Origin of the sequence: Nocardiopsis aegyptia (genome assembly GCF_013410755.1) — a bacterium.
Taxonomy (GTDB): Bacteria; Actinomycetota; Actinomycetes; order Streptosporangiales; family Streptosporangiaceae; genus Nocardiopsis; species Nocardiopsis aegyptia.
In genome coordinates this window covers 1,559,617-1,575,849 of sequence record NZ_JACCFS010000001.1, presented here as the reverse complement: position 1 = coordinate 1,575,849, position 16,233 = coordinate 1,559,617, and the positions used below count along the sequence as shown (strand labels likewise).

The 16,233-nt window shown below is 72.4% G+C and carries 13 protein-coding genes; 4 read left to right on the top strand and 9 right to left on the bottom strand.

What is annotated here, in order from left to right; genetic code table 11:
* The first annotated feature begins 35 nt into the window (after positions 1 to 35).
* Positions 36 to 860 carry a diaminopimelate epimerase gene (gene dapF, locus HNR10_RS07170; RefSeq protein WP_179821831.1) on the top strand — a complete coding sequence of 275 codons (825 nt, stop codon included), beginning with the start codon at positions 36 to 38 and terminating at the stop codon, positions 858 to 860.
* On the opposite strand, the gene HNR10_RS07165 is transcribed toward dapF, so the two are convergent.
* Positions 826 to 1,422, bottom strand: a complete 597-nt coding sequence (locus HNR10_RS07165) for an anthrone oxygenase family protein (protein ID WP_312889145.1) — start codon at positions 1,420 to 1,422, stop codon at positions 826 to 828. The genes dapF and HNR10_RS07165 overlap by 35 nt on opposite strands.
* 94 nt (positions 1,423 to 1,516) lie before the next feature.
* On the opposite strand from HNR10_RS07165, the gene HNR10_RS07160 reads away from it, so the two are divergent.
* Entirely contained in the window at positions 1,517 to 2,140 is a 624-nt protein-coding gene (locus HNR10_RS07160; protein WP_246406097.1) for a TetR/AcrR family transcriptional regulator C-terminal domain-containing protein, read from the top strand.
* 47 nt (positions 2,141 to 2,187) lie between these two features.
* Here HNR10_RS07160 and HNR10_RS07155 read toward each other — a convergent pair whose 3' ends face one another.
* The 7 genes from HNR10_RS07155 to aceB all read right to left on the bottom strand — a co-directional run bounded on the left by HNR10_RS07155 (position 2,188) and on the right by aceB (position 11,535).
* Positions 2,188 to 2,823 carry an ABC transporter ATP-binding protein gene (locus HNR10_RS07155; protein ID WP_179821829.1) on the bottom strand — a complete coding sequence of 212 codons (636 nt, stop codon included), beginning with the start codon at positions 2,821 to 2,823 and terminating at the stop codon, positions 2,188 to 2,190.
* Positions 2,824 to 2,840: 17 nt separating this feature from the next.
* The gene (locus HNR10_RS07150; RefSeq protein WP_179821827.1) at positions 2,841 to 4,910 is read right to left on the bottom strand and encodes a hypothetical protein; all 2,070 of its coding nucleotides are present in this window, start codon (positions 4,908 to 4,910) and stop codon (positions 2,841 to 2,843) included.
* A gap of 115 nt (positions 4,911 to 5,025) precedes the next feature.
* Complete coding sequence (locus HNR10_RS07145) at positions 5,026 to 5,319, bottom strand: lactococcin 972 family bacteriocin (RefSeq protein WP_179821825.1); 294 nt, start codon at positions 5,317 to 5,319, stop codon at positions 5,026 to 5,028.
* 219 nt (positions 5,320 to 5,538) lie between these two features.
* Positions 5,539 to 6,924, bottom strand: coding sequence for a (Fe-S)-binding protein (locus tag HNR10_RS07140; protein WP_179821823.1), 1,386 nt, complete (start codon positions 6,922 to 6,924; stop codon positions 5,539 to 5,541).
* Between the two features lie 25 nt (positions 6,925 to 6,949).
* The gene (locus HNR10_RS07135; protein ID WP_312889144.1) at positions 6,950 to 8,239 is read right to left on the bottom strand and encodes an FAD-binding oxidoreductase; all 1,290 of its coding nucleotides are present in this window, start codon (positions 8,237 to 8,239) and stop codon (positions 6,950 to 6,952) included.
* A gap of 42 nt (positions 8,240 to 8,281) precedes the next feature.
* A complete protein-coding gene (locus tag HNR10_RS07130; RefSeq protein WP_179821821.1) occupies positions 8,282 to 9,766 on the bottom strand; it encodes an FAD-linked oxidase C-terminal domain-containing protein in 1,485 nt (494 codons plus the stop codon).
* 164 nt (positions 9,767 to 9,930) lie between these two features.
* Complete coding sequence (aceB, locus tag HNR10_RS07125; RefSeq protein WP_179821819.1) at positions 9,931 to 11,535, bottom strand: malate synthase A; 1,605 nt, start codon at positions 11,533 to 11,535, stop codon at positions 9,931 to 9,933.
* A 333-nt stretch (positions 11,536 to 11,868) separates the two neighbouring features.
* Between aceB and hflX the strand changes: the two genes are divergently transcribed.
* Both hflX and HNR10_RS07115 read left to right on the top strand, forming a co-directional pair.
* Positions 11,869 to 13,401, top strand: a complete 1,533-nt coding sequence (gene hflX / locus HNR10_RS07120; protein WP_179821818.1) for a GTPase HflX — start codon at positions 11,869 to 11,871, stop codon at positions 13,399 to 13,401.
* A gap of 497 nt (positions 13,402 to 13,898) precedes the next feature.
* Positions 13,899 to 15,107 carry an amidohydrolase family protein gene (locus HNR10_RS07115; RefSeq protein WP_179821815.1) on the top strand — a complete coding sequence of 403 codons (1,209 nt, stop codon included), beginning with the start codon at positions 13,899 to 13,901 and terminating at the stop codon, positions 15,105 to 15,107.
* A 72-nt stretch (positions 15,108 to 15,179) separates the two neighbouring features.
* Here HNR10_RS07115 and holA read toward each other — a convergent pair whose 3' ends face one another.
* Positions 15,180 to 16,142: a DNA polymerase III subunit delta gene (gene holA, locus HNR10_RS07110; protein ID WP_179821813.1), complete on the bottom strand. Its 963-nt coding sequence runs from the start codon at positions 16,140 to 16,142 to the stop codon at positions 15,180 to 15,182.
* Positions 16,143 to 16,233: the final 91 nt, after the last annotated feature.

The following is a 16,233-nucleotide window of genomic DNA, read 5'->3' as shown; positions in this document are numbered from 1 at the left end:
GTCGTGTTCCCTCCGGCGAGCGAACACGCCCTAGGATGGTCCGCATGCGATTCGCCAAGGGCCACGGAACAGAGAACGACTTCGTGATCCTCCCCGACCCCGACGGGGAGACCGACCTCACGAAGGAGACCGTCCGCCTGCTGTGCGACCGCCGCGCGGGCATCGGCGGCGACGGCATCCTGCGAGTCGTGCGCACGCGGGCGCTCGGCGAGGCCCTGGCCCCGGCGGCGCGCACCGCCGAGCGGACCGAGTGGTTCATGGACTACCGGAACGCCGACGGCTCGGTGGCCGAGATGTGCGGCAACGGGGTGCGGGTGTTCGCCCGCTACCTGCTCCACGCGGGCCTGGTCACCGGCGACCGGTTCGAGGTCGGTACCCGCGACGGCGCCAAGGGCGTGTCGGTCGAGGCGGACGGCGACATCACCATCGACATGGGCCGGGTGGAGATGCAGGGCACCTCCTCGGCCAAGCTCGCCCGCCAGGTCGTCCACGGGGCGCAGATCTCCGTCGGCAACCCGCACCTGGCCTGCGAGGTCGAGGGGCCGGTCGCCGACGTCGACCTGTCCCAGCTGCCGGAACTGGACACCGAGGCCTTCCCCCAGGGCGCCAACGTCGAGGTCTACGCCCAGGTGGCGCCGGGCGTGCTGGAGATGCGGGTCTACGAGCGCGGCTCGGGCGAGACGCGCTCGTGCGGCACGGGCATCGTCGCCGCCGCCTCCGCGGCGACCCCCGAGGGCGAGGGCGCCACGTGGCGCGTGCGCGTGCTCGGCGGGGAGTGCACGGTGTACCTGGACGCCGACGGAGCCCGCCTGAGGGGCCCGGCCGTCATCGTCGCCGAGGGCGAGACCGTCCTGGTGTAGTCCTGGCGCCGGGGCCGGGCGCCCCGCCGTACACGACCAGGGCCCGGAGCAGACAGGCGAGTGCGGCGGTGGCGGCGACGGTACGAACGGTGTTCCAGGCCGTCCACGGGCCTTCGAAGGCGGCGCGGACGGCGGCGGGGTCCCTGAGGAGCGCGGGATCCCCGGCCGCGGCCAGCTCCTGGTTGAGCGGCACGTTGACCCCCAGGGTGATGCCGAAGGCCGCGGCGTACAGGGCGAAGGCCGGGGCGGCCCACACCAGCACGCGTCGCCGGCCGCGCGGCAGGTGGAGCAGAACCGCGAGGGCGGTCAGGAGGAGCGCACCGAAGAAGCCGGGGGCGAACCACCGGTTGCGCACCGTGGCGTTGATCCACTGCATGGTGTCGATGAACGTGCGGTCGTCCACGCGGGCGAGTCCGAACATGACCGAGCAGGCGTAGGCGTAGAAGAAGCCCGCGATGAGCCCCATGGCGATGGCGGCCGACCCCAGGACCAGGCCCTGGGCGAAACGGACCGTCGCCGAGGGCGGGTTCGAGGCGGTTCGGGGGGAGAGAAGTGCTGCCACGGGGACCTCCGGGGCGGTGGCGAATAATGGAACCCTCGGGTTCGCTTTTAATCGTACCCAAGCGTTCGGATCAAGGGAAGGCCCGGAGGTGCCCATGGTGGCAGGAGGAGGTTCACGCAGGGGTCGGCCCCGTGCGGGCGAGCAGGCCCGACGGCGCCGGGCCGCGCTGGAGGCCGCGCTCGCCGAACTACTCGAACGCGGGGCCACCGGGATCACCATGCAGGCCGTGGCGACCCGTGCCGGATCCTCGAAGGAGAGCCTGTACGCCTGGTTCGGCGACCGCCAGGGGCTGCTCGCCGCCCTCGTCGAGTGGCAGGCCGAGCGGGTCAACACGGCGGTCACGACCGCCCTCGACCGGTCGGCCGACCCGCGCGACACACTCACCGCCGTCGCGCGGAACCTGCTCACGCTGCTCGTCGGCGACGTCTCCGCTGCGCTCAACCGTGCGGCCATGACCTCACCCGAGCTGGCCGGACTCCTGTTGCGGCACGGTCGGCACACCACCGGCCCGCTGGTCGCCGAGTTCCTGTCCCACCTGGCGGAGGAGGGCGTTCTGCGCATCGACGATCCGGAGGAGGCGTTCCGGCTCTTCTACGGCCTGGTGGTCCGCGACCTCCAGATCCGCGTGCTCCTGGGCGAGCGCCCGCCCTCCGAGGACGCCATCGGTGTCCAGGCGCGCATCGCCGTGGACCGCTTCCTCACCCTCACCGGAGCATGACGACGCCGTCCGCGCGCTTCGCGGGGCACGTGCGGCGCACCGCCGGGTCAGGAGGTCGCCGGCGTCCTGCGGGCGCTCACGTCGAACGCGGAGTCGCAGGCGTCGCGCACGCGCGCGTTGTGGGTCGCGATGACCACCGCGCGGCCCTCGCGGCTCAGCTCCCGCAGCACGTCGACCACCATCGCACCGTTGCCGGAGTCCAGCGCGCCGGTCGGCTCGTCGGCCAGGACCAGGGACGGCTGCTTGACCAGGAGCCGTGCCAGGGCCACCCGCTGCCGCTCTCCGCCGGACAGCCGGTGCACCTTCTCCTGCGCCCGCCCGGCGAGCCCCACCCGACCCAGGACCGACTCGTCGTCGGGTGAGCCGCGTCGACGGGCGACCGCGAGGTTGGCCCGGACGGTGGCGTCCTCGATCAGCGCGTAGTCCTGGAACAGGTAACCCAGCTCGTCCCGGCGGAAGCGGCGCCGCCCGCGCGGGCCCAGGCGGGTGACGTCGGTGCCCTCGAACAGGATCCGGCCGCCGCTGGGCCGTTCCAGCAGGCCCAGGCAGTTGAGCAGCGTCGTCTTGCCCGATCCGCTGGCCCCCACCAGCGCGAGCATGCGGCCCGCCTCGACGGTCAGGTCGAGGTCCTCCCACAGGGTGCGCGCTCCGAAGGACTTGGACAGGTTCCGCACGGTGATCATGGTGTTCCTCGGATCGGTCAGGCCTGCGAGTCGCCCTCACGGACGATACGGCGGTGGAAGTGGACGAGTGCCGCCGCGGTGATCGCCAGCGAGGCCAGCGCGATCCCCAGGGCGTAGAGGGGTTCGGCCCCCGTCGTGGCCCGCAGGTCGGGCGGTGTGTACCCGGTCGGATCGTTCCGGACGGCCAGCGCGGCGAGGGTGTCACCGGTGGCCCAGCCCACGAACGCCACCGCGATGCCCGCCTCGGCCAGGAGCAGCCTGCGGTGGGTGGCGGCGAACGTCCACCCGCTGATGTGCCGGACGAAGATGTGCTGGGCCCGGGCGCGCACGTAGACCAGGCACGCGCCGATGGCGGTCACCATCAGCACCGCGCCGACGCCGACGAGGTTGAACAGCTCGCTGCGCAGGATCGTGCGGTGGACGTCGAGGTCGTGCCGTGCGGTGGTGGTCAGCGTCTCCACCGCGATGATGTACCGCGCCGCGTCGGGGTTCTCCGCGCGGAAGGCCCGGGGCACGGAGGGGTCGGGGAAGACGGTGGCCCGTGAGGTCAGGTGGTTCGCGTAGCTCGTGTCGGACAGGACGCCGCCGTTGGGGAGGGCGATGACGACCGGGTCCGTGACCCGCGGCAGGAACGGGGAGCGTGCCGACGACTGCGAGCCGTAGGTGAACAGGGTCTGGCCGTCGGCGGAGGGCAGCACGCTCACGGGCGGGGCGGCGGCGTCCCCCGACGCCAGGTCCAGCCAGGCACGCACGTTCTCGGTGACGGCGTCCTCGTCGGCGGCCAGTGACTCGGGCAGGAGGACGCGCGCACCGTCGCCGGCGCCGTGGCGGCTTCCGTCGGGGGCGGTGATCCGCTGCTCGGCGAGGTAGGTGTCGTTGACCACGAGCGCCTCGTGGTCGGACGATCCGGCCGTGGGGCCGTTCCACTGCTCGGGGGCGAGGCGGATGGCGAGCACCATGTCGCCGTCGCGGTCGGCCTCGCGCAGCCACGGGCCGACCGTCGCGTCCAGGGCGGCGTAGTCCTCCTCGTCGACCCAGCCGTAGTGGGGGCTCAGCGCCAGGTGGGACGTGTCGCCGTGCTCGGCGTACAGGTCCAGCGCGGTGTGCTGGTCGCGGACGGTCTGGGCGGTGGCCACGACCGTGCCGATGAGTGTCAGCGCCAGGAGCAGGACCGGGACCCGGACCAGGTAGATCGCGGCGAGTGTGCCGCGCACGGGGACGCGGCCACCGAGGGCGGGCAGGATCGCGGTGGCGTGGACGAGGGCCAGCGTGAGCGCGTGCACCGCCACGGCCGCGGCGGCGAGCAGTGCCGCGCAGGTCAGAGCGATCCGCGTGTAGAACCAGAGCTGGTCCCACCCGTTGTAGAGGCCGAGTAGCGCCAGGACCGCGACGGTGGCGGCGGGAAGGAGGAGGGCCCACAGGCGGCCGATCCCCGCCAGGTCGGCCAGGAGGATCCTGCCGTAGGAATGGCCGTTCAGCCGGAGGACCGCGTAGTCGCGCGAGGCGAGCAGGACCCCGGCCGAGGTCGCCGAGGCGACGACCAGGAGGGCGATCACGGCGAGGTTGAGCATGTGGCCGCCCGCGAAGAAGTGCCACAGCTCGGTGGTGGTCGAGCCGGGAGCGGTGCTCAGACCGTCGGCGGCGAGCGCCTCCTCCAGGGCCGGGGCGGCCTCCGGGGCGCCGAAGACGAAGTAGTACCCGTTGGGCCCGATGTCGGCGAACTCCTCCAGCGGGTGCACGTCGACGCTGTAACCGGGGTTGAAGGCCGGATAGCCGTCGGTGAGCCAGGCGGCCTCGCGCGAGGCGGGATCGGGGGCGGCCAGGTACACGTGGGTGTGCATCGCCAGGTCGGCCGTGTCGCGGGCGACGAACCCGACGGCCGCGTCGTGCTCCTCGGAGAACCGGCGGACGGTGGTCGCGACCTCGTCGGTGTCGTGGGTGCCGTCGTTGTCGACGATCCACACGCTTCCCGCCCGCTCGGCGGGAAGCTGCAGCGTCGTCTCGACCCCGGAGCACAACAGGAAGGCGATGAGCGCGGCGAGGAAGAGGAGCGCCGTGTGGGCGAAGACGATGATCCGGCGAGGCATGGGGTCCTTGGGGCGGTCGGAGGTTCCGTGGCCCGCCGATCGCGGTGTTCGGCGGGCCGTCGGCGCGCCGGTGCGTCGGCGCGCCGGTGCGTCGGCGCGCCGGTACGTGTCGGTGTCAGCACGCCCGCCAGTACGTCTTGTTGTTGTAGAGGGCACGGGGGGCCGAGGCCTCGGACGTGTATCCGGCGGCGACGGTCGCGCTGCGGTAGGTGTAGGTGCCCTCCGCGGTCGATCCGTGGCAGCGGGTGGAGTGGAAGTAGTTGGAGTACACCCTCGCCGAGGTGAGTCCGTGGTACCAGGTACCGCCGCCGACATGGGTGACCTCGCGTGCGGCGGCGACGCCGGCCGCGCCGAGACCGATGCTCGCTCCCATGAGCAGGATCGCGACGGTCCTCTTCCATATATTCATTTATCCCTCTCCGGGGCCGCCGTTGGCTGGGTCCTTTCTGCGGAGGCCTCCGGGACGAGAACCTACCCAGAGGGGAGCCAGCTATCAATGGCCTTCTTCGGGGAAAACCGTCTTTCCGGGATAAGGCGCGAATGGTGGTGTCCTGGCCTGCGCGTATTCACGTTCGTGCAGGTCCTCGGGTCCTTCTTGTGGTGTGCGCAGGTCAGGGATCCGCGCGGTTTACCCTTTATCGGATCGGATCTCATCGCGGGCCGCAGTCGATTTCGGACCCGCCGCCGAACCCTTTCCGAGCAGTCGCTCCACACTCAGGCCGCGTAGAGAGGCGTCCAGCAGCCGTGCGGTGTGCGTCACCGTCACGGAGGCGCCCGCGCGTTCCATCGCCGAGGCGATCTGCAGCGTGCACCCAGGGTTGCCGGACACCAGGACCGGGGCCCCGGTCGCCACCACGCCCTCGGCCTTGCGGTCGCCCAGCTCCCGTGCGGGCTCCGGTTTGAGCAGGTTGTACACGCCCGCCGACCCGCAGCAGATCTCCCTGTCGGGCAGCTCCGAGAGCCTCAGCTCCGGAATCGCCGACAGCAGTGCGCGCGGGGCGCTCGTCACGCCCTGGCCGTGGGAGAGGTGGCAGGCGTCGTGGTAGGCCGCGTGCAGCGGCAGCGGGTGGCGCTCGGCGCGCGGGCCCAGCTCCACGAGGAACTCGGTGAGGTCGACGACCTTGGCAGAGAACTCCCGGCCGCGCCGCACCCACGACGCGTCGGCGCCGGACTCCTCCAGCGTCCGGTCGAGGTGCTTCATGCTGGAGCCGCACCCCGCCGAGTTGACGACGACGCGGTCCACGCCCTCGCGCTCGAACACCTCCACCAGCCGCCGGGCGAAACCGGCCGACTCCGCCAGGCGCCCGGTGTGGCCGGACAGGGCACCGCAGCAGCCCTGGTCGCGCGGGATGACGACGTCACAGCCCTCCATGGCCAGCACGCGCGCCGTCGCGGTGTTGACCTCCGGGAAGAACGCGCCCTGGACACAGCCGACCAGCATGCCCACGCGGGCGCGCGGCCGGCCGACCGCGGCGACGCGCCCGGGCAGCGGCGGAGGGGCGGCCGACAGGGGCGGCGCCACCCGCTCCATCGTGGCCAGCGACGGGGAGAGCCGGTCCAGCAGCCCGGACCGCCGGACCAGCGACGACGCCCCGCTGGCCTGGTAGGCGCGCAGCGGGCCGCGCAGCAGCCGGAGCCTGCGCCGGTAGGGGAACAGGGCGAAGATCGCACCGCGCAGCAGCCGTTCACCGCGCGGGCGCTCGTACTCCTCCTCGACCGTGTGGCGGGTGTGTTCGATGAGGGCGTCGTAGGCCACCCCCGACGGACACGAGGACACGCACGCCAGACAGCCCAGGCAGTTGTCGAAGTGCCCGACGGCCGTCTCGGTCAGGACGTCGTCGGTGTGCATCTGCGTCATGAGGTGGATCCGCCCGCGCGGTGAGTCCATCTCCTGGCCCCACAGGACGTTCGTGGGGCACGTGGGCAGGCAGAACCCGCAGTGGACGCAGTCGTCGAGGAGTGCGCCGAAGGGGCGCCGGCTCTCGTCCGCTCCAGGGGCCGGTCGGTCGCTCACGGGGGTCTCCCTTGCTCGGTCGCCGTCAGATACCGCCCGAGAACCGCCCGGGGGCGAGGCGGTGGCCGGGGTCGAAGGAGTCCTTGATCGCGCGCATCAGCGGCAGCCCGGGTACTTCGCCCCACAGGTCCACCCCGGCCCCGTGCACGGCGGGCTCGGCGCGCAGCACCCGCAGCGAGCAGTCCGGCCGGGAGCGCACCGCCGCGGCGACCTGCGCGACCGCGGCGGCACCGGTGCCCGGAGGGAAGGCCGCGTGGAGCGCGCCGTCGGGCGCCGAACCGCGGACGCGCAGGTCGGCGCCGACGGCGCGCGCCACCTCGCACGCCAGGGCCGCGACGGGCAGCGCTTCGGCGGGGGGACACGTGAGGAACGCGAGCGTGCCCCGCTCGGGGAGCACGCCCCACCCGGGCGGTAGTTCCCCGGCGACCTCGGGCGCGGTGTCGCCGCGCAGGGCGGCGCACACGTCGTCGACCCGGGTGGGGAGGCCGTCGGGGGTGCCCTCCAGGACCACGTGCAGGTGGGAGGGTTCGTTCGCGGGCCAGTCCAGCTCCACCGCCGAGGGCACGGCCGTGCGGGCGCGCAGCGCGGCCAGCATCCGACGGCCGTGGTCCAGGGAGGGGACCCGTGCGGTGACCACGCGCAGCGCGGGCGGCAGGGGGTGCAGGCGGAAGGCCACCGACGCGATGATCCCGAGGGTGCCCAGCGCACCGGTGTGCAGTTTGGCGAGGTCGTAGCCCGCCACGTTCTTGACCACCCGGCCGCCGCTGCGGGCGACCACGCCGTCGGCGCGCACCACGGTCATGCCGATCACCAGGTCGCGCAGGGCTCCGGTCAGAAGGCGGCGCGGGCCGCTCATCCCCGTCGCCAGCAGGCCGCCCACCGTGGCGTCCGCGCGGACGGGATCGTGGGACAGGCGCTGCCCGGCGGCGGCCAGCACGGCGGTCAGTTCGCGCATGGGCGTGCCCGCGCCGACCTCCACGACCAGGTCGCCGGCGATGTGCTCGATCCACGACAGGCCGGTGGTGTCCACGAGCAGGTCCAGCGCGCGCGGCGGGGCGCCCCAGTCGGAGGCGGTGCCGTGGCCGCGCGCGACCACGGTCAGGCCGTGGCGGGCGGCGGCCGCCATCACGCGGGCGAGCGCCTCGGTGTCGGCGGGGCGGGCGACCTGGGCGGGGATCAGCGCTCCCGGGGGCGCTTCGCGGGAGGGCGGGACACCCTCGGCGGGCGCCTCCGGCGCAGCCGCCCCTATGGCGTCGTCGGCGGACCCCGCCCGAAGGTCGCAGCCCTCGACGACCAGGTGCTCAGCGAGTGCCACGCGCTCTCCCTCTCGTGTCGGCGGCCCGGACCGGGGCCGGCCTCAGAACTGTTCCGCCTGCCCCGAATCCACCAGGGGGTGCGATCCCCTGCGCACGCCCGGCTGTTCGCCGCACAGGCGCGGGGTGGGCAGGAGCTTGTCGGGGTTGGCGATCCCCGCCGGATCGAAGGCCCGGCGCAGCAGGTCGAAGGTCTCCAGGTCGTCGGGCCCGTACATGCGCGGCATCGTGCAGACCTTGTCCACGCCCACGCCGTGCTCCCCGGTGATGGAGCCGCCGTGCTGGATGCACAGGTCGAGGATGGCGCCGGAGACCACCTCGGCGCGCGCTCCCGCGCCGGGCTCGGCGTCGTCGAAGAGCACGAGGGGGTGCAGGTTGCCGTCGCCGGCGTGGAAGACGTTGGCGACGCTGATGCCGCTGGAGGCGGACAGCGCGGCGATCGCCCGCAGGACGTCGGGCAGGGCGGTGCGCGGGACGACGCCGTCCTGAACGATGTAGGCGGGGCTGATCCGGCCGACCGCGGCGAACGCGGACTTGCGGCCCTTCCAGATCCGGGCGCGCTCCTGGTCGTCCACGGCCGTGCGCGTCTCGAACGACCCCGCGCCGTGGCACAACCGCTCCACCTCGGCCAGCTGGGCGTCGACCTCCGCCGACGGGCCGTCCAGCTCCACGATGAGCACGGCGGCGGCACCCTCGGGATAGTCGCAGGCCACGGCCTCCTCGGCGGCCTCGATGGCGAGGGCGTCCATCATCTCCACGGCCGAGGGCAGGACCCCGGCGGCGATGATGTCGCCGACCGCGCGGCCTCCGGCGTCCATGGAGTGGAAGGCGGAGAGCAGGGTGACGGTCTTCTGTGGGGACCGGGTCAGCCCGACCGTGATCCGGGTGGCGACGCCGAGGGTGCCCTCGGAGCCGACGAACGCGCCGATGAGGTCGTAGCCGTGGGCGTTGGGGGACTTGCCGCCCAGGCGGACCAGGTCGCCGGCGGGGGTGACCACGTCCAGTCCGCGCACGTGGTTGACGGTGAACCCGTACTTCAGGCAGTGCGCGCCGCCGGAGTTCTCCGCGACGTTGCCGCCCACGGAGCACACCTGCTGGCTGGAGGGGTCGGGCGCGTAGTAGTAGCCGTGCGGTGCGGCGGCCCGGGTGATGTCGAGGTTGGCGACCCCGGGCTCGACCACGGCGCACTCGTTGTCCACGTCGATCTCGATGATCCGGCGCATCCGCGAGGTGACCACGAGCACGCCCTCGGTGTGCGGAAGCGCTCCCGCCGAGAGCCCGGTGCCCGCGCCCCGCGGGACGAAGGGGACGCCGTGCTCGGAGCACAGGCGCAGGACGGCGGCGACCTGTTCACCGGTGGTGGGCAGGACGACGACGCCGGGCAGGGAGCGGTGGTGGGTGAGGCCGTCGCTCTCGTAGACGCGGCGCTGGGAGGTGTCGGTCAGGACACCGTCGGGTCCGCAGATCTCGCGCAGCCGGGGAATGAGCGCGTCCAGGGCCGGGGCCACGACGCGTGTCGACTCGGACATGGGGCCTTCCCTTCCGAGATTTCCAGAGCGCAAGAAGCGCTTTCCGCTCTCCGGAGGTTCCTCGGAAGGACCGTACGACGGCGCCCCCTGCCGAGGCAAGGGGCGCCGCCCGGGTGTCCGCCACCGGCCCGTCCTGCACGACGGACCGCCGTGGCGGTGCGGTGCTACGGCATGCGCTCGTAGGCGGGCAGGGTGAGGAAGTCGACGTAGTCGTCGGCCAGCGCGACCTCGGTGAAGAGCTCGCTGGCCTGCTGGTACAGGGCCTCGTCGAAGGCGTCGCCGAGGGAGCCGCGGATGGTGGCCAGCTCCTCGTCGATGATCTGCTTGATCAGCTCGGCCGTGACCTTCTCGCCGCCGTCGAGCGTGACGTCGTTGTGCAGCCACTGCCAGATCTGCGAGCGCGAGATCTCGGCGGTGGCGGCGTCCTCCATGAGGTTGTGGATGGCCACCGCGCCGTTGCCGCCCATCCACGTCGCCAGGTACTGCAGGGCGACGTTGATGTTGCCGCGCAGGCCGGCGAGCGTGACGCCGCCCTCGGTCTTGTCGACGGCGAGCAGGTCGGCGGCCGAGACCTCGACCTCGGGGCGCTTCTTGTCGATCTGGTTCGGGCGCTCGCCCAGGACGCCGTCGAAGATCTCCTTGGCGACCGGGACCAGGTCGGGGTGGGCGACCCAGGAGCCGTCGAAGCCGTCGCCGGACTCGCGGGACTTGTCGTCGCGGACCTTGGCGAAGGCCGTCTTGTTGACCTCGGCGTCCTTGCGGGAGGGGATGAACGCGGCCATGCCGCCGATGGCGTGCGCGCCGCGCTTGTGGCAGGTCTTGACCAGGAGCTCGGTGTAGGCGCGCATGAAGGGCGCGGTCATGGTCACGGCGTTGCGCTCGGGCAGCAGGAAGCGGCGCCCGCGGGTGCGGTGGGTCTTGATGATGCTGAACAGGTAGTCCCAGCGGCCCGCGTTGAGGCCCGCGGAGTGCTCACGCAGCTCGTAGAGGATCTCCTCCATCTCGAACGCGGCCGGGATGGTCTCGATCAGGCAGGTGGCGCGGATGGTGCCCCGGGGGATGCCCAGGCGCTCCTGCGCCAGGACGAAGATGTCGTTCCACAGCCGGGCCTCGAGGTGGCTCTCCATCTTGGGCAGGTAGAAGTACGGCCCCTTGCCCTTGTCGAGCTGGCGCTGCGCGCAGTGGAAGAAGTAGAGCGCGAAGTCGACGATGCCGCCGCTGGTGCGCCGGCCGTCGACGAGGACGTGCTTCTCGTCCAGGTGCCAGCCGCGCGGGCGCACGACGATGGTGGCGAGCTCGGAGTCGTCCTTGAGGGCGTAGGTCTTGCCCTGGGGCGAGGTGAAGTCGATGGCGCGGTCCAGCGCGTCGCGCAGGTTGAGCTGCCCGCCGATCATGTTCTCCCACAGCGGGGTGTTGGCGTCCTCGAAGTCGGCCAGCCACACCTTCGCGCCGGAGTTGAGCGCGTTGATGGTCATCTTGCGGTCCGTGGGACCGGTGATCTCGACGCGGCGGTCGGTGATGCCCGGGGCGGGGTCGGCGACCTTCCAGCTGTCGTCCTCGCGGATGTGCCGGGTCTCGGGGAGGAAGTCGAGGTCGGTCCCGGCCGAGACCTGGTCCTGGCGGGTCCGGCGCGCGGCGAGCAGTTCCTGGCGGCGCGCCTCGAAGGTGCGGTGGAGCTCGGCGACGAGGTCGAGGGCCTCCTCGGTCAGGATCTCGTCGAAGCGGTCGTGGAGAGGGCCGGTGATCTCGACCCCGTGTGTGGCGCCCATGGAAGACCTTCCGCAATACGAAAGTTGATTCTGGTATGTGGAAACGAAGCTACTATCTTGATGTCGAGCGGTCAACGTCACTCGCGGGTCACATGACCAGTTAGTTTCCTGTTCTGCGAACCTTGCGCAAACTTCTCCTGGAAACTTCCGGGGTTCTTGAGCGGATACCCCAGTTCTGTGCGGTTCTGACCCCGCACGGCACCGTGGCTCGCGTCACCCCTCCTGCGATAATTGAGGTGCCACGGTGACGGTGAGGTGCGACGATCGACCCCGTACCCATGGTCGCACCGGGAAGATCCGGAGCGCCGGACGCGTTGACCCACCTGGAGGGATATGAATACAGCTGACAACCACGGAACCGCCCGGACCGGCCGCGAGGCCGTCGGTGAGGACGAGTTCCGTGCGGCGATCACCGCCACTGACGGGATCGACACCACCGGGGCACCGGCCGTGGAGCACGGCGGTGACGACCCGGCCACCACCTCACCCGACCGGGGCGAGATGGAACTCGCCGAGCGCCACGCGCTCCGGCGCGTCCAGGGACTGTCCACCGAACTCACCGACGTCACCGAGGTCGAGTACCGGAAGCTGCGCCTGGAGCGCGTCGTCCTGATCGGAGTGTGGACCAACGGCACGCAGGCCGACGCCGACAACTCACTGACCGAGCTCGCCGCCCTGGCCGAGACCGCGGGCGCCCTCGTCCTGGAGGGTCTGACCCAGCGCCGGTCCAAGCCCGACCCCGCCACCTACGTCGGCAAGGGCAAGGCCGCCGAACTCAGTGAGATCGTCATGGCGACCGGGGCCGACACCGTCATCTGCGACGGTGAGCTCACGCCCGGACAGCTGCGCCAGCTGGAGGACGTCGTCAAGGTCAAGGTGGTCGACCGGACCGCACTGATCCTCGACATCTTCGCCCAGCACGCGCGCAGCAGCGAGGGCAAGGCCCAGGTCGAACTGGCCCAGCTCAGCTACCTCCTGCCGCGACTGCGCGGCTGGGGTGACTCGCTCTCCAGGCAGGCCGGCGGTGCCGGCGGCGGTGGAGCGGGCGGCGGAGTGGGCCTGCGCGGTCCCGGTGAGACCAAGATCGAGACCGACCGCCGGCGCATCAACGACAAGATGGCCAAGCTCCGGCGCCAGCTCGCGCACATGCGTACCGCGCGCGACGTCAAGCGCGACGTGCGGCGCACGCGCGACGTGCCCTCGGTGGCGATCGCCGGCTACACCAACGCCGGCAAGTCCAGCCTGCTCAACCGCCTCACCGGAGCCGGGGTGCTGGTGGAGAACGCCCTGTTCGCCACCCTGGACCCCACGGTCCGCCAGGCGCGCACGCCGGACGGCCGGGCGTTCACGCTCAGCGACACGGTCGGATTCGTCCGGCACCTGCCGCACCAGCTCGTGGAGGCGTTCCGCTCCACGCTGGAGGAGGTCGCGGACTCGGACCTGATCCTGCACGTGGTCGACGGGTCGCACCCCGACCCCGAGAGCCAGATCCGGGCGGTCCACGAGGTGTTCGCCGACATCGAGGCCACCGACGTGCCCGAGCTGGTCGTGGTCAACAAGGTCGACGCCGCCGACCCCGACCTCCTCAAGACGCTGCGCACGCGCTACCCCGACGTCGTCGAGGTCTCCGCGCGCACCGGCGAGGGAGTCGCGGAACTGGTGGCGGCGCTCGCCGGGGCCCTGCCCGAGCTCGCGCACGAGGTGCACGCCCTGGTGCCGTACTCGCGGGGCGACCTCGTGGCCAAGGTGCACGAGGAGGGCCGCATCCTCAGCGAGGAGCACACCGGCGACGGCACCGCGATCCACGCGTTCGTGCCCGAACTGCTGGCCTCACGGCTGGAGGAGTACGTGCTCAGCACCGCCTGAGCAGATGCACTCCGGCCTGTCACGGGCCGGGACGCCCACCGGGTGTCCCGGCCCGTTCACTGTGCGGGACGGGGCGCTCACGTTCTCCGCCGCACGTGAGTGGCGCGGAGCAGGTGACGAAAGAGCAGCTCACGGGCGTGCGGGTGGTGTTCATCACTCTTGGTGCCTGTGAGTGTCGTTCCGGTTCGCTCGCATTCGTCGTTCGGCAGAGGTGTACACGGAGTCCGGGAATGGACTACGGTTTTGGAGCACTGGCCGAGAGTGGCCGCTGTCCCCCGACAGCCTCCCCCATCCACTGCGGCGGCATCGCGACGGCCCCGGCGGTCGCAGGGCCGGCGCCAGTCGGACCGCCGCAGACAATCGAGGAAGCACATGCCCTCCCGTCTTTCTCCCGCGACCCCCGGCGGAGAGCCCCCGGCCCCGTCCGCGTGTGCACCCCGTGCCCACGCCCCGCATCCGCGCACGCGGATCTGAACCGGCGAGGTCGGACTGACTCCATGACGGTCGTACTGCTCACCAACATCGGTCGGCTGTGGACCGGGAACGAACTGCTGACCAAGGCGGCGCTCCTGATCCACGACGACCGCGTGGCCTGGGTGGGCCCCGCGGCCGAGCTTCCCCAGCGCATCCCCGGCGTCGTGGACGACCTCACCGACGTCGACGAGGTCGTCAACATCGGCGGCGGCCTGATCACCCCGGGCCTGGTCGACGCCCACTGCCACCCGGTGTACGCGGGCGACCGCTACGCCGAGGTCAACATGTGGGCCAAGGGTGCCTCCAGAGGCGACATCTTCGCCGCGGGCGGCGGGGTCTCGACCACGGTCACCATCACGCGGGGCACCGATCCCTGGACCCTGTGCAACGCGGTCCGCGAGCGGCTGCGGCACTGGGTGCTGTCCGGCTGCACGACGCTGGAGGCCAAGACCGGCTACCACCTGACCAGGGACGGCGAGCTCGCCGACGTGCGGCTGCTGCGTTCCCTGGAGGAGGAGCCCGGCATGCCCCGCCTGCACGTCACGTTCTTCCCGGCGCACGGTGTGCCGCCCGAGTTCTTCGGCCGGCCCAAGGAGTACGTGAGCGCCGCGGCGTCCTGGCTCAGCGACGCGGCCCTGGCGGGCGCCGACGGTGTGGACGTGTACTGCGACAACCAGCAGTTCACCACCGAGGACGCGCACATGCTGCTCGGGGTGGGACAGTCCGTGGGCCTGCGGACGACGCTGCACGCGTGTTCGCGCCCGCGGCACGGCGCGGTCCGGATGGCCGCGGAACTGGGGTGCTCGTCGGTGGACCTGCTCCACGAGACCGACGAGCAGGACATCCTTGCGCTGGCCGCCACGCGCACGCCGGTGGTGGCCTGTCCGACGACGTCGCTGCACGAGCGGCGCATGCCACCCGTGCGCGCCCTGCTCGACCACGGCGTGCCCGTGGGACTGGGCACCGACCACAACCCCGGCCAGTCGGGCGCGATGTCGATGCCGCTGGTGATCTCGCTGGCCGTCTCGATGTTCGAGATGACCGTGCAGGAGGCGCTGAGCGCCGCGACCGTGGGCAGCGCCCGGGCCCTCGGACTCAACGACCGGGGGCTGCTGGTCCCCGGCACCCTGGCCGACCTGGTCCAGTGGGACGCCGACCACGAGGGCGCCTTCGCCTGGTCCATGGGCCTGCACACGCTGCGCGTGTGGCAGGGCGGCCAGACCATCCGCTGAGGGTCGGCCCCGCCGTCGGCGGCGGATTCCGGGCGCTCAGCGGTTTCCGTGGGTCCGGCGAGTTGCGGACGGTCAGCGGGTGCCGCGGGCGCGGGCGATCTCGATGACGGCGCGCTCCAGCGCGTACTCGGGATCGCGTCCGGCGCCCTTGATGAGGGCGTCGGTCTCGGCGACCACGCTCATCGCGCGGGTGATCCCGGCCGAGCTCCAGCCCCGTGCCTGCTGGCGCAGCGTGCGCATCTTCCACGGCGGGACCTTGGCGCGCTTGGCCAGGTCCGCCTCGCTGGTACCGCGCGGCGGCTGCGCGGCCACGGCGATGCCGCGGACGGCGCCCGCCAGGGCGCTGTTGATCAGAACCGGCGCGGTGCCCACCGACAGCGACCAGCGCAGCTGCTCCAGGGCCTCGGGCAGCCGACCTTCGACGGCACGGTCGGCGACGGTGAAGCCGGAGGCCTCGGCCCGGCCCGAGTGGTAGCGCGCGACCGCGGCGGCGTCGACCCGGCCCTCGGTGTCGGCGATCAGCTGCGTGCAGGCGGCGGCGATCTCCCGCAGTTCGGTGCCGACCGCGTCCAGCAGGGCCTGTGCGGCGTCGGGGGCTATCTGGCGGCCGGACGCGGAGAACTCGCCCTTGACGAAGGCGACGCGTTCGGGGCCCTTGCTCGGCCCCTTGCAGTCGATCCTCTGGGCTCCGGCCTTGGACGCGGCCTGGAGCAGCGCCTTGCCCTTGGCCCCGCCCGCGTGGGTGAGCACGAGGTAGACGTCGTCCGCGGGCGCCTTGAGGTAGTCGGTGACCGTCGCGGCCAGATCCTTGGTGAGGTCCTGGGAGGAGCGGAGCACGACCACCCGGCGGTCACCGAACAGCGACGGCGAGGTGACTTCGACCAGGGTGTGCACGCCGATCTGGGAGGGGACCAGATCGTGCACGTCCACGCCGGGGTCGGCCTCCCGGGCCGCCGCGACGACGGCGGCGACGGCTCGGTCGACGAGCAGCTCCTCGTCGCCGACGATGAGGGTGATCAGGGCGGGTGCAGGCATACACCGAGCATGCCACGATCCGGGGACCGTTCGGCCGTGCGGCCGACGATCGGGGAGGACCGGAGCCGGGGTCCCGGGCATTCTGAGGGCC